A 20,263-nucleotide genomic window follows, 5' to 3' on the forward strand; every position below is an offset into this window, starting at 1 on the left:
TTAGGCGATGCGCGTCGGCGGGGCTGTCGAGCGATTGCACCGTTGGACTATTCGGAGCCCATTGACTCCGGTGCCTTCTACAAAGACCTCCTCAGCCCCGCCTTGGAGGCTGCCGGCTTACCGGCAACCCGACCCCGATAGCTGCAGCGTGGCGAAGGTGTGCCGTAGGTCGAGTAACCGCACACCGCGCAACGTCCATGTACGACGGGCATTAAGTCAGCGGCCGGGGCACATCCTGAAACAAGATCGTGCATCTTGTCGGCCACGGCATCGAGATCGTCGGGCAACAGGTGGCAGTATTGATCGAGCGTCATCGTCGCGGTCTTGACCCAACGTGCGTGGATTCGAAGTCAACAAGATGTCTTGATGTCCAGGCTGATTGGCGCGGGTCTGGATTGTTCGGCGGGGATTTGGGCCATGGCGTGTTCGGCGAGGGCGGTGATTGTGAGGGCCGGGTTGACGCCGGGATTGGCCGGCATCGCTGAGCCGTCGCAGACCAACATGTTGTGGTAACCGAAGACGTGCAGGTTCTCGTCGATCACGCCGCGGGTCGGATCGGCGCCGATGACGGCGCCCCCGAGCAGATGCGCGGTCGACGGGATGTTGCCCAGTGCTTCGAGCACATTGCTCTGGGCGATGCCGCCGGTGCGTTCGGCCAGCCACCGCGCGGCCTGGTTGCCCATCTCTATGTAGGTGGGGCTGGGGGTGTCGCTGTTCTGCACGGTGGACAGCCGATAGCCGCCACCGAGACGGCGCTTGCGGGCGCGAAACGAAATCGCGTTGTTGCGGGATTGCATCACCAGCAGCATCACCATGCGCCGACTCCACCCCACCGGCCCACAGCGTCTGCAGCCAGCGCCGCGGGTGGCGTGCGATCGCCGCGAGCCACTTCAGCGGTCGGGTGATTCGTGTGCCGTCACCGACGAGCACGGTGTAGAGCAGGCTAAGCATGTCGGCGTGCGGTCCGTAGGTCAGAAACTCGATGTGGGTGTCGGTGTCGACGTGCACGCTGCTGCTGGCGGTGACGTCGCGCCAGCTGCCGCGGTCCTCGGGCAGCAGCACAGTTAGCACGGATTCGCTGTTGGTGCGCACCAGTTCGCCGAGCCGGTCGCTGATGCGGGGCAGGGAGCCGCCGTGCTTGCAGGTGGCGAGCAGTTCGTTGGTGCCCAGCGCGCCGCCGGCGAACACCACCCCGGCGGTGGTATAGGTGCGGCGGTCGCGGTGACGCCCGCCGCGGGGATGTTCGGTGGTGACGCGGTAGCCGTCGCTGCCGTCGGGGCTGCCCAGCGGAGCGACGTCGACGACCTGATGTTCGGGCAGGATCTGCACACCGTTGCGTTCGGCGAACCATAGATAGTTCTTGGTCAGCGAGTTGACCGCCCCCACGCGGCAGCCCACCATGCAGGCCCCGCAGCGGGTGCAGCCGGTGCGGTCGGGCCCGGCGCCGCCGAAGTAGGGGTCGGGCACGGTCTTGCCGGGTTCACCGAAGAACACCCCGGTGGGGGCGCGGGTGACGGTGTCCTCGGTGCCGAAGTGGCGGCCCATCTCCCGGATCCATTGCTGGTGCATCGAATCGAAGGGGACCGGTGCGGCGCCGAGCATCCGTTCGGCGGTGGTGTAGTGCGGGGCCAGCAGGTGCTCCCAGTCGCCGAGGTGACTCCACTGGTCGGCGTCGAAGAACTCCTTCTTGGCGCGGTAGAGCACTCCGCCGTAGACCAGGCTGCCGCCGCCGACCCCGCTCTGGGACGGGAAGAAGACGTGGCGGAACATCGAGGTCCGCATGATTCCCAGCTTGCCCAGCCGCGGCAGCCAGATGTACTTGTCGGTCTGCCACGCCGAGGCGGGTAGGTTGGCGGGCTCGTAGCGGCGACCCCGTTCGAGGACGCCGACGCGAAACCCCTTCTCCGACAGCCGCAGCGCGGAGACGCTGCCGCCGAACCCGGATCCGATGACCAGCCAGTCGAAGTCGAACGCCTCTGCGGTCACGAGCGCGGTTCTTCGCTAGTGACGGACACGACGACCTTGCCCTTGGCGCGTCCGCTCTCGACGTAAGACAGTCCCTCCAACGTGTCGGCGAACGAGAACACCCTGTCGACAACGGGGCGGATCACCCCGGCATCGACGAGGGCACCCAGTTGGCGCAACTGTTCGCCGTTGGCGGTCATGAACAGGAACGAGTAAGTCACCGAACGTCGTTTGGCCTTGCGCCGGATGGAGAAACTCAGGGCGCGCATCGCCTGCACCAGAATCCAGTTGGCGCCGAATTCGCGGGCGAACACGGGGTCGGGTGGGCCGGCGACCGAGATGACCGTGCCGCCGGGTTTGAGCACCTGCAGCGACTTCTGCAGCGTCTGCCCGCCCTGAGTGTCCAGAACGACGTCGTAACCGGACAATTCGGCGGCGAAGTCCTGGGTCTTGTAGTCGATGACGACGTCGGCACCCAGGTCCTTGACCCAGCCGGCATTGGCGGCGCTGGTCGTGGTGGCGACGGTCGCACCGAGGTGTTTGGCCAACTGGATGGCGATGCTGCCCAGTCCGCCGGAACCCGCGTGGATCAGCACCTTCTGACCGGGTTGAACGTGGGCCTTCTCGACCAGCGCCTGCCAGGCGGTGAGCGCGACTAGTGGCAGGGAGGCGGCTTCGGCCATGTCGAGTCGCTCGGGCTTGGGGGCGACGTCGCTCTCGTCGATGGCGAGGTATTCGGCGAAGGCGCCGATGCGGTCCTGCCGGGGTTTGGAGTACACCTCGTCGCCGGGCGCGAATCCGCGCACCCTCGGACCGGTCTCAACCACGACGCCGGCTAGGTCGTTGCCCAGCACGATCGGAAGCTTGTAGCGCAGTAGCGGTTTGAGTTCGCCGTTGCGGATCTTCAGATCCAGTGGGTTGATGCTGGCGGCGTGGATCTGCACCAAGACGTCGTCGTGTCCCACGGCGGGCTGGGTTCGTTCAACGGCGGCGACGTTGTCGGTCTTGCCGTAACGGGTCAGCGTGAACGCCTTCATCGTGTCGCCTCCTGATCGGGTGTGGGTGCCGGCGGTGCGGCAAGGGCTGCGCGCAGCGGAGCCTTGTCGGTCTTGCCAATGGGATTCTTGGGTATGTCGTCGAGGACGACGATCGAGGTGGGGCGTTTGTAGCCGGCCAGACTGCGCGCACACAGTGCGTGGAGGGCGTCGGAGTCGATGGTGGCGCCGGCGCGTGGTGCGACATAGGCGATGACGACTTCGCCCCACTTCTCGTCGGGGCAGCCTATGACGGCGGCTTCCTGCACGGTGGGGTCGCTGGACAGGACGTCCTCGATCTCGCGGGGGTAGATGTTCTCCCCGCCGCGAATGATCATGTCCTTGGAGCGGCCGGCCAGGGTCAGGTAGCCGTCGGCGTCGAGGTGTCCGATGTCGCCGGTGTGCAGCCAGCCGTCGACGACGGTGCGTGCGGTGTCCGCCGGCCGGCCGAGGTAGCCGCGCATGACGTTGGGTCCGGCGATGAGCACCTCGCCGTCGGAGCCGAGCGCGACGTCGTTACCGGCGGCGTCGACGATGCGGATCCGCTGACCGGGAAACGGTATGCCGACCGTGCCGGCGCGGGGGTCGTCGGGCGGGTTGATGGTGGAGGCGCAGGTTCCCTCCGACAGGCCGTAGCCCTCGATGAGCGGGAACCCGTAACGCTGTTCGAAGCGCGCCAGCAACTCCGCTGAGGCCGGGGCCGCGCCGCAGATCGCGAACCGCACCGAGGAGGTGTCGGGGGTCACGTCGGCCGGCAGCGCGGCCAGCATGATGTAGATGGTGGGTACCGCGCTGAAGTAAGTCGGCTGCTCGCGTTCGATGACCTCGAAGAACGTGGACGGGTCGAACCGGTCGGCAATGACGACGCTGGCGCCGGCCAGCAGGGGTGTCACCACGCTGACGACGATGCCGTTGACGTGAAACAGCGGCAGGATGAGCAGACAACGGTCGTCGGCGCCGATGTGGAGCGCTTGACGGCCCATCTCGGCCATGGCGTCGAGGTTGGCGTGGTCGAGCATCACGCCCTTAGGAGTGCCGGTGGTGCCGCTGGTGTAGATGAGCAGGGCCAGCGCTGAGGGGTCCTCGTGCGGCGGCGGGGCCTGTCCTTCCGGGGTCGTGGCCAGGTCGGCGACCGCCAGGGTCGGTACTTCGGCGGCGGCTGCGGCATCCTCGTCGAGGACGAGCAGCCGGGCCGCGGAGTCGGCGAGTTGGCGGGTGACCTCGCCGTCGGTGAGGCTCGGGTTGATTGGGGTGACCACCGCGCCCGCCCGCCAGGCCGCGAACAGGACGATCACGAATTCGATGCGGTTGCGCATTTTGACCGCCACGACGTCACCGGGGCCGATTCCCCTGTCGCACAACTGATGCGCGACGGCGTGCACCTGGTCGCGCAGCGCCGCGTTGGTTAACCGCTGGCGGGTGTCGGCGACGGCGGGCCCGTGCGGGTCATCGGCGGCGCGGCGGTCGGGGAGGGTCGAGAGCTTCACGAATGTCCCGCCTGTCCGGAAGCGGGAATGGAGAACAGTCGGACGGCCTGCTCGGACAGCCCGGCGGTGTGGGCCAGCGCCACTTGGGCGTAAACCTCGTAGTTGGTCAGGGTGGCCGGATCGGCCGGCGGGAGCCGCCAGCCGAGTGCGTCGGCGGGATCGGCGCTCACGACGGTGCCCCGGCTGGCCGCAGGTGGCGGTTGAGGAACTCGATCTGATCGCCGACCAGTTGCTCGAAGGGTTCGCCGAGGTAGAACTCGAAGTGCCCGGCGTCGTAGTGCTTGATCTCCCCGCGCGGCGCGGTCCGGGCATAGCGCTCGGTCTGCTCGGGCGGGGTGACAGTGTCGGTGTCGCTGATGCAGAACAGGATCGGGTAGGCGATCTCCTTGGCCGACCGTCCGGGCCGATAGGTCGTGATCGTCGGGGCGACGCGGGCGGCCACCTCGTTGCGGAACGTCGTGTCCGCCGGCAGAAGGGCCAGATAGCCGGGCAGTGCGTCTGGGGCGTTCATCAGGGCCAGCGAGCCGGGGGGGCCGGCCAGCGGGATCATTGCCGGGGCCTTACCGCGCAGGATGGAGACGTAGTCCCTGGCCACTGAGGGCAGCACCTTCAGGGATGCCAGCGGCCCTAGTGCCAGCGCGGAGGTCAACCCATCGGTGAACGGGCATTGCGCCACCGCCGCGGTGAGTTCGGGATGCCGTGACGCGACGGTGATGGCGTGCCCACCGGCGAACGAGCTGCCCCACACCGCGATTCGGGTGCGGTCGACGTCGTGGCGGCCTTTGACAAAGGCGATGGCGGCATCCCAGTCCGCCAGTTGGCGTTTGATCGACAACAACTGGCGGGGGTGGCCGGTGCTGTCACCGAAGTGCCGGTAGGTGAACGCCAGCGCCGCGATCCCGGCCTGGGCGAAGCGTTCGGCGAAGGCGTCCAGGCGCATCTCGCGGGTGCCGCCCAGGCCGTGGCCCAGGATCACCACCGGCGGGGCGGTCACCTCGGTTGGCAGGTAGAGCCAGGCGGCGCAGGTGTCGTCACCAGAGGTGAAGGACACGTCGTGGCGGGTGAACGACTGCGTGGCACTCACTTGACCATCGCCTCCGCGCCGAGAGCGGGCACTGTGCCGGCTTCCAGGGCGCGGTCGTAGGTGTCGCCGTGGTAAAGCGGCAACTCGCCGACTGAGTCGATGTCGTCGAGGTACTGCAGCATCAGCTGCTGGCCCCGCGGGGACTGGTCGGTGCCCAGGAACTCGGTGCGTTCCACGTGCAGGCCCTCGGTCAGCGACATCGATCCGCCGAAGTAGACCGAGCGTTTGATCGCCTCGACCGACCCCTTGGTTCGCTTGCCGAAGTACTCGGCCACCTCGACCGCCCGCTCTACGACCTGGTCGGTGGGCACCACGTCGTCGACCGCGCCGTTGGCCAGTGCCTGGGCGGGGGTGAACGGCTTGCCCTCCAGAATCGCGACCAGCGACTTGTGGGTGCCGATCAGCCGGGTCAGGCGCTGGCTGCCGCCGCCGCCGGGCATGATGCCCAACAGCACTTCGGGCTGACCGATGAAGAAGTTCGCGTCGTCGGCCATGATCCGCAGATCACACGCCCAGGCGAACTCCGCACCCAGTCCCAGCGCTGATCCGTTGAGGGCGGCGACGAAGATGACGCCGCTGGCGTTCATCCGCAGGAATGTGTTGTGCAGGCGGTCCAGTTGGGCGACGCCGCGTAGCGGGGTCTTCTGTACAACCGGGTCCAGCGCCCGGGCCCGATCGATGCCGCGGGCCAGCCGCAGCGCGGCCGAGGCGGCACGTCGGTTCAACTCCGGCACCGCTGCGCCTTCGGCCTGCAGCCATCGCACGTCGGCGTGGCTGACGAACCGCCCCTCGCGGGCGCCGGTGAAGACCACCGCGTGAACGTTGGGGTCGCGGTCGACGCGGCTCACCAGCGCGTCGAGCTCGTTGGCGATGTCCAGGCCGAACAGGCTGTGCGGGCCGCCATCCACTCGCACGATCAGAATGGCTCCGCGGTCCTCGATCTCGAGGTAGCTCTTGTGTTGGTGGGTCATGTTTTTCTTCCGTTGTGATTTCGCCGGGTGGTGGTATTGCCGTTGATGCTGATCACGCATCAATGAATTGAATTGCAGTAGATGCGAACTCGTGGTGGTACTGGAAGATCGCGCCGTGCCCAGAGTTGGGATAGATGACGAGTTTCGAGTCAGCGATCCGACGATGCATGTCTTCGGAGAGAGCCGTGGGGACCATGCGATCGTTGTCGCCGTTCGCGATCAACGTCGGATGGGTGATCACAGACAGGTCTGCGGGTGTCGAGCGCCCCCACCGCTTGATCGCTTTGAGTTGGGTTCGGAAAGCCTTCACCGTGATCGGCGCGTCTCGATCCTCGGTGCGTTCTTGGAGGCGCTTGACGAATGCGCGCGCGGCGCGTCTGCCGATGTCGTCGCGGTTGAAGAACAGAAACTCCTTGGGGTCCTTTCGGGCAAGGGCGGCACGCAGCGTGTCGTAGTAGGTGGTACCGGCAACCTTGTCAATGCCCTTTCCGCCTGCGGGTCCGGTTCCGGTGAGGATCAGCTTGCGGACGAGTTCGGGATGTTTGAGCACCAGCGCCTGGGCGACCATTCCGCCGAGGGAGAAGGAGAGGATGTCGACGGTGTTGAAACCGAGCGCGGTGATGAAGGTATAGGCGTCGTCAGCCATCGACTCGACGGTGTCGGGGACGGTGCCGGTGGAGGCTCCTACGCCCCGGTTGTCGAAAGCGATGACGTGGTGGTGCTGAGCGATCGGATCGATGATCCGGGGATCCCAGTTGTCCAGCGTGGCGGCGAGATGGACAAAGAAGATGACCGGAACCCCGCCCGTCGGCCCAAGTGCGCGGTAGGCGTAGGTGACACCCGCTGCGGTGACTGTGCGCGATGGCGCATGCGTGTACGACGTGATCGTGTCGCTGCGCTGATTTTGATTCGCGTTCATGATGTTCTCCTGTTGGTCTCGGAAGCGCTTTCCTCGGCGAGGAAGCGCAGGGCGTCGGGTACGAAGGTCCGGTGGTGCTGGAACACTCCGCCGTGTCCCGAGTTGGGGTAGATCTTCAGTTGGGCGTTCGGCAGTCGGCGTGCCATGTCGGCTGAGTGGCTGCTGTCGACCATGAGGTCGTGGTCGCCGTTGGCCACTAAGACGGGCTGGGTGATGAGCGACAGGTCGTCGGGTTGGCTTTGTCCGGCGTGTCGGATGGCTTTGAGCTGAGCGATGCGGGCCTGCATCGAGATTCGTTTGTCACGGTTTTGGGTGCGTTCCTTGAGGCGGGTGAGATAGTCCGACGCGGCCCGTTTGCCCTCGGCGGTGCGGGGAAAGAACAGGAAATTTCTAGGATCGCTGAACGTGAGTGCCGCTTTGAGGTAGGCGATCCCGACGATGGTTGCCATTTTGTCGATGCCGCCGCCGCCGCGTGGGCCGGTGCCGGCGAGGATCATTCGCCGCACAAGGTCTGGTGCCTGGAGGGCGATCATCTGAGCGACGCCGCCGCCGAGCGAAAAGCCAAATAGATCAACGTGTTTGAGGCCCAAGGCGCGAATGAAGGCGATGGCGTCGGCGCCCATCTGCTCGACCGTGGGTGGCACCGAGGAGCCCGTCGCGCCGACACCTCGATTGTCGAAGGCGATCACGTGATGGTGCGCGGCGATACCGTCGATGATTCGCGGGTCCCAGTCATCGAGAACCGCGGTGAGGTGGTGGAGAAACACCACGGGAACGTCTGACCCGGTGCCGAGTTCGCGATATGCGAACTCGACGCCGCCGACGTCGATCTTGCGAGTCGGTGTGTCTATCCACGAAGCCATTTCGTGCCCTTCGATGTGATCGTGTGTCCACGCGGGGACATTGGGATGGTTGGTTCTCACCGTGCGATGTGGGGTCGCGCGTCGAGTTTGGACAGCGCGGAAAGAGTTCGACGGTCACGGGCCAGATGCGAATCCATTGCAGGCGCGAGGAGTCCGCGCAGCGCCGAAAGGGGCTTCCATCTGGATGGCTCCACCACACGCGGTGACCGATGAGCGAGTCCGTCGGCGAGTGCTGTTGCAGCGTGGTCGGGTTGAAGGCGTTTCAACAGGGGCCGCGGCAAGGTCGCGAGCAGATCGTCGACAGCGGGGTCGGCGTCGACGCCTTGCCTGATCATGTTGGTTTCGATCAGCGAGAAGTAGGCGATCGTGGTCGAGACGCCGTGCGCGGCAAGTTCTACGCGTAACCCGCGGCCGAGCTGCTCAACCGCTGCTTTGCTCATGGCATAAGGAATCGTGCCCATGCCGTTGAGAAACGCGAAAACCGAACTGATGAGGACGAATTGGCCGCGGTGAGCGATGACCTGATCCATGGCGGCTTGGATGGTGTTCACGACGCCGGTGACGTTGATTGCGAGCACGGAGTCGATCGATGACTTCGGCGTGGTCCGCAAAGCGGCGGCACGAGAAAGAATGCCGGCGTTGGCGATCGCGATGTCAACCCGTCCGAAACGGTCAACGACTTCGGCAACGGCGAGGTCGAGTCCGTCGCGGTCACACACGTCGGCGATTGAGCCAAAGGCCGACTGTGAGGACATGTGCGCAGCAATTTGTGGTGTCTGCGGGTCGACGTCCACCAGCGCGACCTTCGCGCCGCGGCCGATAAGTTCGCGCGCGGTAGCGCTGCCGATCCCGCCGGTGCCGCCGGTGATGAGCACGACCTTGTCGCGAATGTCGTAGGACAGACGTGTCATCGGATATCCGGACTCCACGTCGGGTAGCGCCGCCCAAGGCGGGGGCCGCGCGGGTTCCCCGGGACGGCGAGGGCCGCGCTGATGGCGGCCTTCATAACCGGGTGTGGTGACACAAATCCGCAGGCCACATGCCGTGGTTCGTTCAGAGGAGCCATGATTCTTCCTCTCTGCAGCGCCGATTGGCTAACGATCGTAATATTATGACTGTAAGGCAATCCGCTATGATGCGCAAGAGCGACTTTGAGGCGAACGGAGGATGCGACTGTGGCGAGGTACGACGCGGAGCACAAAGGCGAAACGCGGCGACGGATTATCGATTCGGCTGGCCGGCGTTTCAAAGAGGACGGCATCGACGGTTCAGGTGTCGCTGCCCTCATGTCTGACGCGGGGCTGACAAACGGCGCGTTCTACGCGCACTTCAAATCCAAGGATGACCTCGTGGCCAACGTCGTCGCCGACCAACTGCGCGCCCAGCATGCCAACCTCGGCTCGCTACCCGAGGGCCGCGCGGCATTGGGGCAATACGTGCGCGACTACCTCTCGCCACGTCATCGGGACGATCCGAGCACGGGCTGTCCCTCTGCGGCCCTGCTCGATGAAATCGGCCGATGCGATGACGCCATCCGCGATTCCTACACCGAGGGAATGCAATCCATCATCGACACGGTTGCGGCGCACTTGTCCCCACACGACCCTTCCGCCGCCCGCACCCAGGCGCTCGGGTTGTTCACGCTTCTCGTTGCCACCCTGCAACTCGCACGCGCCGTCTCCGATGGGCAGCTCTCCGACGAGATACTCGAATCAGGCATTCGCAATGCACAGATCCTCCTTGATTGCGGAGAGTTCGATGGTCGCTGATGATGCCATCAACAGCTTTCGGGTTATCCCAGGTGTTTTCGCGTGCTTTCGCGTACTAAAATCCAGTGTTTCCGCAGGTGACCTGTAGTTTCGGAACGGGTTCGATTCCCGGCAGCCCCTCACCAAGCGGAATCCACCGGCTTGGGCCAACCAAGGCTCGAATGTCGCAAGGGGTTAGGTATGGGCGCCCAAACGGCGCCTAGCTAACATGCAGCGGCCAGTCCTCACCCCGGCGTCACCCCGGCGTCTGGGGGCCATTTGTAGGCGTACCGAGGCCGTACTGTAACCGCACCGGGAACGGTCAATTTCACTGTGTTACAGGCGATTTGAGCCGTCTCAGCGAACCATTTCTCCTGGTCGCGGTCACGCTGGCTAGGGACTCATAATCCGTTGGTCGCGGGTTCGAGCCCCGCCCGCCCCACCGTATTCTTGTGTGACCTCCGTTGAATGCTTGACGGATCTACGTCGGGTGATGCCTGACGGTGTTTCGGCTGATGCTTGACAGTTCTCTCGGTTGATCCTTGACATTCCCTAGGCCAGGGAGTTGACCGTCGCCTCGCAGAGGCATCAGGCCGTGATGGCTGTCGGTGGTGAGGGCCCGCTTGCTTGCCAAGCGAATCTCAAAAGTGATAGCACATGCTATATCAACTTTTAAGACTGCACCCGCTGTGCGGTCGCCATCCGGCGGCATTCGAGCCGTGGCAGTCTGGGCAGTGTGACCGACCTCGTGGAGGATTTCGAGGCTCAGCGGCCGCGCCTGTTCTGGTTGGCCTACCGACTGCTGGGGTCGGCGAGCGAAGCCGAAGACGCGGTGCAGGACGCGTACCTGCGGCTACACGGCGCCGACTCGGCGCTCATCGAATCGCTGCCGGCGTGGCTTACCAAGGCCGTCACGAACCTATGCCTCAACCGGCTCACGTCGGCTCGCGCGCGCTGGGAGGTTTACCCCGGACCGTGGCTTCCAGAGCCAGTCCTTACCGACGACCGGACACTCGGCCCGCAGGAAATTGCCGAGCAACGCGAGTCGGTGTCCATCGTGCTGCTGACCTTGATGGAGCAACTCAAGCCCAACGAGCGGGCGGCATTCGTGCTCAGAGAGGCGTTCGTCTACAGCCATTTAGAGATCGCTGAGATCCTCGAGATGTCGGAGGCCAACGCCCGCCAGCTGTACCGGCGCGCGAGGCAACGTCTTGGTGAATCTCGGCGGCGTTTCCAACCTGATCGGACGCAGTGGCAGTCACTGGTTGATCGGTTCTTCGCCGCCGCCACCGCCGGCGACGTCGCCGGACTCGTCGAAATCTTGACCGCCGATGCGACGTCGACCGCCGACGGCGGCGGCAAGGTGGCGGCAGCACGGCGCGTGGTCTCGGGCCGCGACCGGATGGCCCGGTACGTGGCCCGGGTGTTCACTAGAAACCTGGCGCAGGTACGGCTGCGTCTGGATGTCGCCGAGGTCAACGGCGAGCCCGCGATGCTGGCATTCGACGACGACACGCTGGCGGGGGTCTTGTGTTTCGAGATCACTGGCGAGCGGATCGCGGCCCTACGGATCTTGGCCAATCCCGACAAACTGCGGTTCCTTGCCGGGCAGTTGTCACATCAGGCGGACCTGCCCGGTTCGTAAGGATATGGCGAATCAAGTACTCGTAACCGGTGGAACGGGAACCGTGGGCCGCTTCGTTGTCGACCATCTTGCGGCCGAGGGCAAAGACGTCCGCGTTCTCAGCCGCGGGCGGCGGCCCCAGCAGTCGTCCTCCATTCGGCATGTGGTGGGGGACGTGCGAACCGGTAATGGGCTCGACGCGGCGCTGGACGGCGTCGACACCATCGTGCATTGCATCTATCCCACCGAGCACTTGGTCACGGCCGCGACACGGGCGGGCTCACCGCATTTGGTGTATGTCTCCATCGTCGGAATCGACCGCGTCCCGTTCGCCCTCTACCGCTTGATGCTCGCCAACGAACGCACGATCGCCGAGTCGGGCCTGCCATGGACCGTGCTGCGGGCGACCCAGTTTCACGATCTGATCGCCTTCCTATTGCGCATGCTCGCGAAACCACCGGTTATGGCGCTGCCGTCGGGCCTGCGGTTCCAACCGGTGGACGTGCGCGACGTGGGCGCACGGTTGGCTCAATTGGCACTGGGCGAGCCGATCGGGCGTGCGCCCGATTTCGGGGGTCCGCAGGCGCGCGGGCTCGACGACCTTGCCCGCAGCTACCTTGCGATCGTCGGTAAGCGTCGGCCCATTGTCCCGGTCCGATTGCCCGGCAAGGTGTTTGGCGGGATACGGGCCGGCGGGCTGCTGGCCCCGGGCCACGCCGACGGCACGATCACCTTCGAGCAGTACCTCCATGAACAACAGGTCGCCGGCCACCTGCCCTATCGCGGCGTCATCCGCACATACCTGCCGCGCCTGCGCAAGGAGTCGCGGTGAACGCCCGGCTGGCCGCGCTTCGCGGCGGGTTGTGGTTTCTCACATTCGTGGAGGTGCTAGTCGGGCTCGTTGCGACGCTGGTCCCTCGGGCGTTCTACGACCACGCGCCCTGGGTGGATCTCATCCCGCCGTACTCCGAACACCTCATGCGCGACTACGGCGCCATGAATCTCTCGCTTGCGCTCGTCTTCATTGTCGCCGCAATCACGGTGGAGCCCCGCATGATGAGGGTTGCGCTGGGCGCGTACCTGCTGTTCGCCATCCCACACCTGACCTTTCATCTCGGCCACCTGGAGCACTTCACGACGGCGGCCGCGGTCTGGCAAACGATTGTGCTCACGGTTGCCGTGCTGCTGCCGGCTGGTCTGCTGATCCTCGCGGCGTGGCGGCCTAGGCGAGCCGCCATAAAGGAAGCAAATGGCTGTCGTAACGATCGGGCACTTGCTGACTAGCCGACCGGCCAGAAACGCGCGGCGGTCGGCATGCACGACCTACGCCATGGGTTTGCCACTCCTCAGCTCTCGACGGGCGCGAGCGGCACTCTGCAATCCCCGACGGGTGGCGAGACCCGTTCCAGCCCAACATATCTCGAATTCTGTGCAGACCGCTGGAGCCGCTCATCCCCACCAGAACGACGTGGCGATCGCCACGTATAGCGCGATGAGCACTGCTCCCTCGAACCAGGTCGACTCGCCGTCGAAGGTCACCAGCACCGCGACCAGCGCCGACATAATCATCGACGCCAACAGCAGTGGCGAAAACACCAGATCGAAACCGGGCTGGCCCAGCCATACCGCCGCCAGGCAGACGATCGGGGCGATGGTGAGTGCGATCTGGACGGGCGACTGGAGGACCACTTGAACCGCGTAGTCCATCTGATTCTTGGCCGCCAGCTGAATGCCGACGAAATTCTCCACCGCGTTGCCCGCGATGGCAACGATCACCAGACCGGCGAACACCTCGTTGATGCCCGCTGCATGCATCGCTGGCTCTAGGGCGGCGACGAACCATTCCGACACGAAGGCCGCACCGATCCCGGCGATGGCCAGCATGCCGATGGCCATCGCCAACGGCCACTCGCCGTGTGCCGTCGCGGCGCTGGCGGCTTGGGCCGAATCGGGGTTGGCCACAATGGGAGAGGTCGCTCTCGACGGTTTATCACCAGCTTGCGGCGCCGAATCGGCGGCCCGCTTTCCGAGTGTGGCGGGCAGCGAGAGTGCGAACAGCGTGAGCATGACGATGGAGACGACGACCGACACCGCCCGTTCGTGGTGTTGCGCCGGGGTGTGTATGGCAGCGGTCAGCGAGGGGACGGCCAAGATGAACACCGCGAGGGTGAACATCAGCCCGAGGGTGCGTCCGTCGTCGGCGGCGAAGCGCTGGCGGCCGTGCTTGATCCCGCCGGCCACGAATGCCAGCCCGAGCACCAGCAGGGCGTTGGAGAGAATCGAGCCGACGATGGTGGCCTTCACCACGCCGTAGAGGCCTGCCTTGAGCGCGAACAGGATGACGAACAACTCGGGCAGGTTTCCCAGCGCCGTCTGCAGTATCCCAGTGGCGTTGGGCCCGAGCCGGTCTCCGACCGCCTCCACCGAACGGCCGACCATAGATGCCAGTGTGGCCAACGCGAGTGCGGAGATAATGAACGCCAGCAACGCATTCGCGTGGGCGAAGTTGAGAACCCCGGCTGCCACGGACGCGATCGCGGTGAGGGTGATCATGATGCGGTCGCGCCGGGTCAGCAGCGGTAGCCGTTCGGGATGGGTGGTGGTCACGCGCCTCTCCTCTGATCGCGCTGAAGTTTTCCACACCGAATGGCTCGCGCCGAAACCACGCTGGTGCCGCCGCGGCGACCTCGACTTACCGCCGAATCCGGGGGGCAACGCTATTCGCGGGCGCGATGGTGTGCCCCTTCCACGGTGGCGCAGCCGGCCGCCGATCATGTTGTCGCGTGGCAGGACGCAGGCGGCCGACGAGTTCGCGAGCGTGGATCGACGCTGCCGCAGAGGACTACGACGTTCATCGACCAGGTCGTGCCTATCCTGCAGCGGGGGGGCCGGTTCCGTACCGAGTGCAGCGGGTCCACATTGCGCGATCACCGTGGGCTTGAACGGCCGGCTAAACGGTCTGTTCCTTAAAATTCTTCGCGATCAACAACAAAGCGAACTTGACAGGCTTTGTGAATGTTGCCGGGGCGGAAGCCCACGATGTCGGTTTCGACGACCCGGAAGCCTAGGCTATTGAATATGGATTGCCACTCGCTCACCCGCTTGAACTGGCAACCGAAATTCATATCGACAAGGCCTTGGGCGACAGCGTTACCAAAGAAATCGATAAGCACGAGCGCCTGAAATTGATCGCGTTCATCCAACTTATTGAATTCGATCAGCTCGATCTGCTCCTCCGCGACCCCTTGGGGCCGTGCGGGAACAGCGTAAGTGTCTTCCTCGATTATCAACCGCCGTGCAACACGCCGCAAATTTATCAGCAATGGAATTAAGTGGGGTTCATCGACATGATGAAGGACGGTTTTGACGATCGCACTGTCGAACGTGTCGTCCGCATAGGGGACGTCAACAGGTGAAGCCATCTGCCGAAACGGCAGATGTGCGGCGTCAGCGCCGCGGTAGTCCATGACGTCGGTGGTGTAGCAGTCGAAGCCAGCGCCCGCGATCAGCGCAGCTAAATGACCGCGGCCGCTGCCGAAGTCAAGTACCGTGCTGCCGCTGATGGCGTCTGCGAAGTTGTTGAAGTCCTGCACCGGCTTACGCTGTGACTTATATGCCGAGTAGCCCTCGCTGAACCAAGAGCCGTCTCCCTCCGATGTGAAGAATCGTTCGTGCACCTCTTCGGCTGCTTGATAGAGTTCACACCCATTAGCGGCTGCCAGTAAATACTTATGTGCGTCCTCCAGGGTTGAACGCACGTGGCTGGAATATTCTGGAAAATGGGATTTGTAACTTCTTTCCAACACTGTCAACGTAAAGTTCAGCGCTTTGGTTCCGTGCTGTAAAGTGTCGTGAATGAACTCGTATTGAGCACGTTTGGTGGCTGTTGACACCAACAATCCTTTCGTCACGCATGCTTCAAACGTCTGACGCGGCATCGTCGGGAGCGGCAGGCGGAGGCCAAAGCAACTTATTCAACGCCTCGTATCAGTACAACGCAAATTGAAGATATTTAGCTAAAAGCTAACCCGATTCGCCTTTACAGCAGTGTTAAACACGCGTAGGGCAAAGAAAAGCAGCCTCATGGCGAGGCGCATCCTTTGCTCATGCCGCTTTAGCGAAAGCCGTTTGACGTGCGGTTCTCGTCGCCGACGACCCAAGTGCTTCGTCCGCCGCGGCCTGTCCATCGTCGAGCACCCTGGTTGATGGCAAACTTCGCGCGTGCCCGGGTGCCTGTCATCGCCGTGCACGAGGCCGTGGGATGAAATGGTTGAAACGAAGTGTCATGTGAGCCAGCGCATTCCGGAGAATGAATGTGGGCAGCGACACACCCTCCCGGCGCTTGGACCCCAGGCCCACTAGGGTGCTGCCTATGGCGGTGCTGCACGGCAAGAAAATCTTGTTCGACATCGATGGCACCTTGGTTGACTCAACCGGCACAGTCGAACGGTCCTGGGGGACCTGGGCCGAGGAATACGGCGTCGACTATGAAGAGGTACTCAAGGTCTGTCACGGCAGGCGGACCGAGGACACCGTCGCGCAATTCGTCGCACCGCACGACCGAGTCGCAGCGACGGCCCGGCTACTCGCTCTGCAAGAGCTGGCTGATCTCGATGGTGTCCTGGCGCTACCGGGAGCACGCCGATTGCTTAATGCCCTGCCGCATAGTCACTGGGCTGCAGTGACTTCGGGGCCGCGCTCGTTGATGGCTGCCCGACTGGCGGCAGCGCGGCTCCCCGCTCCGAAATTGCTGATCGGTGCAGAGGATGTATCGGACGGCAAACCAAGCCCCGAGAGCTACCTTAAAGCGGCCGCCGCGCTGGGCCTCGACGCCCGGGAATGCGTCGTCGTGGAGGATGCGCCCGCGGGCATCGGCGCTGGGCGGGCAGCGGGGGCGCAAGTGCTCGCCGTCACGACCACTCACCACGCGACCGAACTGACAGACGCCGACGTCGTCGTGGCCGATCTATCCTGCGTTGAAGTCGAGGTCACCGAGATCGGTGTCGCCTTGCTGATCAACTAAAGCGATAACGACCTGCGCCGCAACGCAGGTGTAAGTACCGGTGTGCGGCGACGGCGAGTTTATCGACATCTACCTGGCATTGGAAGCGCGCTGATGAGGGTCAGGCCCGCGACTGGCTAACGGTCTCATCGAATCAGACCACTCTGTGGAGGACGCGGGCCGGGTGAAATAGTGACTGCGGATCGCGGGTATTCGGCTGAGCAAGATGACGCAACTGCCCTATGAAAACGCGGACGAAATCGACCCTTGCGTGCGTGTGTACGGGGCGCGGGTCCACAATCTGCGGGGCGTCGACGTCGTCGCGCCGCGCGACGCGCTGGTCGCGTTCACCGGAATCTCCGGATCCGGCAAATCATCGTTGGCCTTCGGCACCATCTATGCCGAGGCCCAACGCCGCTACTTCGAATCGGTCGCCCCATATGCCCGCCGCCTGCTATTGCCCACCGGCGCGCCGAAGGTGGATGACATCACCGGGCTGCCCCCCGCGGTCGCGCTGCAGCAGCGCCGCGGTTCGGCGACGTCGCGGTCGACGGTCGGCACTGTCACCACCCTGTCGAACCTGCTGAGGATGCTGTTCTCCCGTGCCGGCACCTACCCGCGGGGGACGACGGAACGCCTGGACTCGGATGCGTTCTCGCCGAACACCGCGGTGGGGGCGTGCCCGGAATGCCACGGGCTTGGCCGGATTCATCGGGTGACCGAAGAGACGCTGGTGCCGGACCCGTCGCTGACCATCCGCGAAGGCGCCGTCGCCGCATGGCCCGGCGCGTGGCAAGGCCAGAACCTGCGCGACATCCTCGTCACGCTGGGGTATGACATCGACAAGCCATGGCACAAACTCCCTAAGCGGCAACGCAATTGGATTCTGTTCACCGATGAGCAGCCAACGGTCGAAATCGATCCGGGCCTACACCCGGTGCAGGCCGACTATTACTACAACGGCACGTTCTCCAGCGCCGAACGTCATGTCCGTCATACGTTGGCCAACTCCCATAGCGCGATGATGCGTCGGCGCGTGCTGCAATTCGTCGACACCGTCGAGTGCCCGGTATGCGACGGTTCGGGGTTGCGGCCCGAGGCGCTGAGGGTGACTTTCGCCGGGCGCACCATCGCCGACTACACGGCGATGCCGTTGGCCGACCTCGCTGATGCGTTGCGCCCGGCGGCTTCTCGGACCGACGCCACCGCCGCGTACGAGTCCACGCAATCCGGTGAGCTGACCGAAGTGGCGACCATGATCGCCGCCGACCTCGTCGCCCGGCTGCAGGTACTCATAGATCTCGGCCTCGGTTATCTGACGCTCAGTCGCCGCACGCCGACGGTGTCACCCGGCGAGCTGCAGCGGTTGCGGCTGGCCACTCAACTGCGTGCGGGCTTATTCGGTGTGCTCTATGTGTTGGACGAGCCGTCGGCCGGACTGCACCCCGCTGACGCCGAACCGCTGCTCGAGGTGCTCGATCGCCTACGGCGCGCGGGCAATTCGTTATTCGTGGTCGAGCACGATATGGACGTTGTGCGCCGCGCCGACTGGATCGTCGACGTCGGTCCTGGCGCCGGCGAACTCGGCGGGGGCGTGCTCTACAGCGGTCCGGTGGCGGGTCTCGCCGACATCGAGGAGTCGGTCACCCGCAAATACCTTTTCGAGAAGGCCGGCGCACCGCCTCGTCAACCGCGCACGCCGTCCGGGTGGCTGCGGCTACGCGGAATCTGCTTCCACAATCTGCGAGACCTCGACGTGGACCTGCCACTCGGCGCGTACACCGCGGTCACCGGGGTGTCCGGTTCAGGCAAGTCGACGTTGGTCGTCAAGGTCGTCGGCGATGTCGTGCACAGCCAGCTCGGTACCGGGCGGGCGGCCGATCCGGCCGAACCCGAGGACGACGAAACCGACAGCGGCATCGTCGATCTCGATCACGACGCGAGTGTCGGTGTGACGGCAGAGGGCGCCAAGCAGATCAACCGGCTGGTATCGGTCGACCAGCGTCCGATCGGACGAACGCCGCGCTCGACGCTGGCGACCTACACCGGCCTGTTCGACGCCGTGCGCCGTGAATTCGCCGCAACCCCGAAGGCGCGTCGTCGCGGTTGGACGGCGGGCAGGTTCTCGTTCAACGTGGCCGAGGGTCGCTGCCCCACCTGTCAGGGGGAGGGCTTCGTCTCCGTCGAACTATTGTTCCTGCCAGGCACATACGCCACCTGCCCGGCGTGCCACGGAGCGCGTTACTCCGACGAGACACTCGAGGTGCGCTACCGCGACCGTACGATCGCCGACGTCCTGGCGATGACCGTCGATGAGGCCGCGGAGTTTTTTGCCGACGTCGCCGCCGCGGCACGGAGCCTGACCACGCTGCAAGAGGTCGGCCTGGGGTACCTGCGCCTCGGGCAGCCCGCGACCGAGCTGTCGGGTGGTGAGGCGCAGCGGATCAAGCTGGCCGCAGAACTGCAAAGGCCCCGCCGAGGGCATACCCTCTACGTCCTCGACGAGCCGACCACCGGGCTGCATCCCGCCGACGTGGATCTGCTCGACCGTCAGCTGCACCGCCTGGTCGACTCCGGCAACACTGTCGTGGTGGCCGAGCACGACATGCGGATGGTCGCGGGCGCCGACTGGGTGATCGACCTGGGGCCGGGGGCCGGCAGCGACGGCGGTCGGGTCGTTGTGGCCGGCCCGCCGCAGCAGGTCGCAGGCGCGAAACACAGTCGCACTGCGCCGTACCTCGCCAAACGGTTGGCGTCGTCTGTCACTCGGTGACGACGCGCTCGTTCTTCGCCCAGGCTCGGCATCGCCGCGAACTGCCGCTACTTACCGCGTCCGTCCGCCGCTCGGTCGCCGGTCCTGCGGAGATATTGCTGGGAAGACACGAAAAATTTGATCCACCGCCGCGACCGTTAGCGCAGTACTCTTTTTGTGCCAGCATCTCCGTGAAGGAGAGGGATCGTGGGATCTCAGAGAGTCGTCGGTAGTCAGCCGGATCGGCTCCCGTTGGCCGCGCGGGCCTCAGCAGTGCCCGCGACGATCCTCGAACTAGGTGGTCGGTATCCGGGGGCCGCGGTGTTGTTCGCGGCGCCGCTGACGGTTGCCGGCATTTGGGGGATGGTCACGCGCCCGTCGTTGGCGTTGCCGCTGGTCCTGCTGGCCGGCGTGGCCTTGGTATTGATCGATTTCCTGGCGGGCCCGTACCGGATGGCCGAGCAAAAGGCGCGGGTCGCCGGCGCCCAGAAGCTGAACCGTCAGCCGCTTGTGAACCAGCCCAGGATGGAGTTCACGCAGACGCCGCCGCGGCAGAAGGCAGCTGAAGCCCAAGCGGGGGCACAGGCAGAAGCCGCCGCCGCTCAGGCGCTGGCCGCGGATGCCGAAGCGGTGGCCGCCGAGGCGCGGGCTCGCGCCGACGCTGCCGCCGCCGAAGCCCTCGCGGCGGAAGCGGAAGCGCTGGCCGCGGAAGCCGAAGCCCTGGCCGCCGAGGCCCGGGCGCAGGAAGAAGCGGCCGCGGCCGAAGCCTTGGCCGCCGAACCCGAGGCGGTGGCCGCCGAGGCGCGGGCGCAGG

19 protein-coding genes are annotated in these 20,263 nt (G+C 65.1%); 8 read left to right on the top strand and 11 right to left on the bottom strand.

The window, feature by feature from the left end; all coding sequences use genetic code 11:
- Window positions 1–350: 350 nt before the first annotated feature.
- Window positions 351–815 (bottom strand): GMC family oxidoreductase, encoded by a 465-nt coding sequence (locus DQP58_RS27165; protein WP_346427280.1) that lies wholly within the window; start codon window positions 813–815, stop codon window positions 351–353.
- Between the two features lie 319 nt (window positions 816–1,134).
- Between DQP58_RS27165 and DQP58_RS27170 the strand changes: the two genes are divergently transcribed.
- A complete protein-coding gene (locus DQP58_RS27170) occupies window positions 1,135–1,353 on the top strand; it encodes a hypothetical protein (RefSeq protein WP_240629822.1) in 219 nt (72 codons plus the stop codon).
- Between the two features lie 629 nt (window positions 1,354–1,982).
- Here DQP58_RS27170 and DQP58_RS14465 read toward each other — a convergent pair.
- From DQP58_RS14465 to DQP58_RS14495, 8 genes are read right to left on the bottom strand one after another with little or no spacing between them, the layout of a single operon-like run.
- Window positions 1,983–3,002, bottom strand: a complete 1,020-nt coding sequence (locus DQP58_RS14465; protein ID WP_112709023.1) for an NADP-dependent oxidoreductase — start codon at window positions 3,000–3,002, stop codon at window positions 1,983–1,985.
- Window positions 2,999–4,486, bottom strand: a complete 1,488-nt coding sequence (locus tag DQP58_RS14470; RefSeq protein WP_112709024.1) for a class I adenylate-forming enzyme family protein — start codon at window positions 4,484–4,486, stop codon at window positions 2,999–3,001. Before DQP58_RS14470 ends, DQP58_RS14465 begins: the two co-directional genes overlap by 4 nt.
- Window positions 4,483–4,656 carry a hypothetical protein gene (locus DQP58_RS26810; RefSeq protein WP_165827873.1) on the bottom strand — a complete coding sequence of 58 codons (174 nt, stop codon included), beginning with the start codon at window positions 4,654–4,656 and terminating at the stop codon, window positions 4,483–4,485. Before DQP58_RS26810 ends, DQP58_RS14470 begins: the two co-directional genes overlap by 4 nt.
- Window positions 4,653–5,570: an alpha/beta hydrolase gene (locus DQP58_RS14475; RefSeq protein ID WP_112709025.1), complete on the bottom strand. Its 918-nt coding sequence runs from the start codon at window positions 5,568–5,570 to the stop codon at window positions 4,653–4,655. Before DQP58_RS14475 ends, DQP58_RS26810 begins: the two co-directional genes overlap by 4 nt.
- Window positions 5,567–6,541 (bottom strand): enoyl-CoA hydratase/isomerase family protein, encoded by a 975-nt coding sequence (locus tag DQP58_RS14480; RefSeq protein WP_112709037.1) that lies wholly within the window; start codon window positions 6,539–6,541, stop codon window positions 5,567–5,569. Before DQP58_RS14480 ends, DQP58_RS14475 begins: the two co-directional genes overlap by 4 nt.
- A gap of 52 nt (window positions 6,542–6,593) precedes the next feature.
- Complete coding sequence (locus DQP58_RS14485) at window positions 6,594–7,460, bottom strand: alpha/beta fold hydrolase (protein WP_112709026.1); 867 nt, start codon at window positions 7,458–7,460, stop codon at window positions 6,594–6,596.
- Window positions 7,457–8,323, bottom strand: coding sequence for an alpha/beta fold hydrolase (locus DQP58_RS14490; protein ID WP_112709038.1), 867 nt, complete (start codon window positions 8,321–8,323; stop codon window positions 7,457–7,459). The genes DQP58_RS14485 and DQP58_RS14490 overlap by 4 nt, the downstream gene beginning before the upstream one ends.
- Window positions 8,324–8,379: 56 nt before the next feature.
- On the bottom strand, window positions 8,380–9,234 hold the full coding sequence (locus tag DQP58_RS14495; RefSeq protein WP_112709039.1) for an SDR family NAD(P)-dependent oxidoreductase: 855 nt from the start codon (window positions 9,232–9,234) through the stop codon (window positions 8,380–8,382).
- A gap of 264 nt (window positions 9,235–9,498) precedes the next feature.
- On the opposite strand from DQP58_RS14495, the gene DQP58_RS14500 reads away from it, so the two are divergent.
- From DQP58_RS14500 to DQP58_RS14515, 4 genes are all read left to right on the top strand, one after another.
- Complete coding sequence (locus DQP58_RS14500; protein WP_112709027.1) at window positions 9,499–10,092, top strand: TetR/AcrR family transcriptional regulator; 594 nt, start codon at window positions 9,499–9,501, stop codon at window positions 10,090–10,092.
- 715 nt (window positions 10,093–10,807) lie between these two features.
- A complete protein-coding gene (locus DQP58_RS14505) occupies window positions 10,808–11,716 on the top strand; it encodes an RNA polymerase sigma-70 factor (RefSeq protein ID WP_112709028.1) in 909 nt (302 codons plus the stop codon).
- Between the two features lie 4 nt (window positions 11,717–11,720).
- Window positions 11,721–12,527, top strand: a complete 807-nt coding sequence (locus tag DQP58_RS14510) for an SDR family oxidoreductase (RefSeq protein WP_112709029.1) — start codon at window positions 11,721–11,723, stop codon at window positions 12,525–12,527.
- A complete protein-coding gene (locus DQP58_RS14515) occupies window positions 12,524–12,979 on the top strand; it encodes a hypothetical protein (RefSeq protein WP_240629824.1) in 456 nt (151 codons plus the stop codon). The genes DQP58_RS14510 and DQP58_RS14515 overlap by 4 nt, the downstream gene beginning before the upstream one ends.
- A 165-nt stretch (window positions 12,980–13,144) precedes the next feature.
- Here the strand turns inward: DQP58_RS14515 and cax are convergent, their stop codons facing one another.
- Both cax and DQP58_RS14530 read right to left on the bottom strand, forming a co-directional pair.
- Window positions 13,145–14,302 (bottom strand): calcium/proton exchanger, encoded by a 1,158-nt coding sequence (gene cax / locus DQP58_RS14520; RefSeq protein ID WP_112709030.1) that lies wholly within the window; start codon window positions 14,300–14,302, stop codon window positions 13,145–13,147.
- A gap of 359 nt (window positions 14,303–14,661) precedes the next feature.
- The gene (locus tag DQP58_RS14530) at window positions 14,662–15,588 is read right to left on the bottom strand and encodes a class I SAM-dependent methyltransferase (RefSeq protein ID WP_165827874.1); all 927 of its coding nucleotides are present in this window, start codon (window positions 15,586–15,588) and stop codon (window positions 14,662–14,664) included.
- Window positions 15,589–16,067: 479 nt separating this feature from the next.
- On the opposite strand from DQP58_RS14530, the gene DQP58_RS14535 reads away from it, so the two are divergent.
- The 3 genes from DQP58_RS14535 to DQP58_RS14545 form a co-directional block, all read left to right on the top strand.
- Window positions 16,068–16,718, top strand: a complete 651-nt coding sequence (locus DQP58_RS14535; protein ID WP_112709033.1) for an HAD-IA family hydrolase — start codon at window positions 16,068–16,070, stop codon at window positions 16,716–16,718.
- Between the two features lie 205 nt (window positions 16,719–16,923).
- Window positions 16,924–19,470, top strand: a complete 2,547-nt coding sequence (locus DQP58_RS14540) for an excinuclease ABC subunit UvrA (RefSeq protein WP_112709034.1) — start codon at window positions 16,924–16,926, stop codon at window positions 19,468–19,470.
- Between the two features lie 186 nt (window positions 19,471–19,656).
- Window positions 19,657–20,263: hypothetical protein (locus tag DQP58_RS14545; RefSeq protein WP_430916051.1), on the top strand; the 607-nt coding region annotated here is incomplete at its 3' end.

It is taken from the genome of Mycobacterium colombiense (assembly GCF_003284975.1).
GTDB lineage: Bacteria > Actinomycetota > Actinomycetes > Mycobacteriales > Mycobacteriaceae > Mycobacterium > Mycobacterium europaeum_A.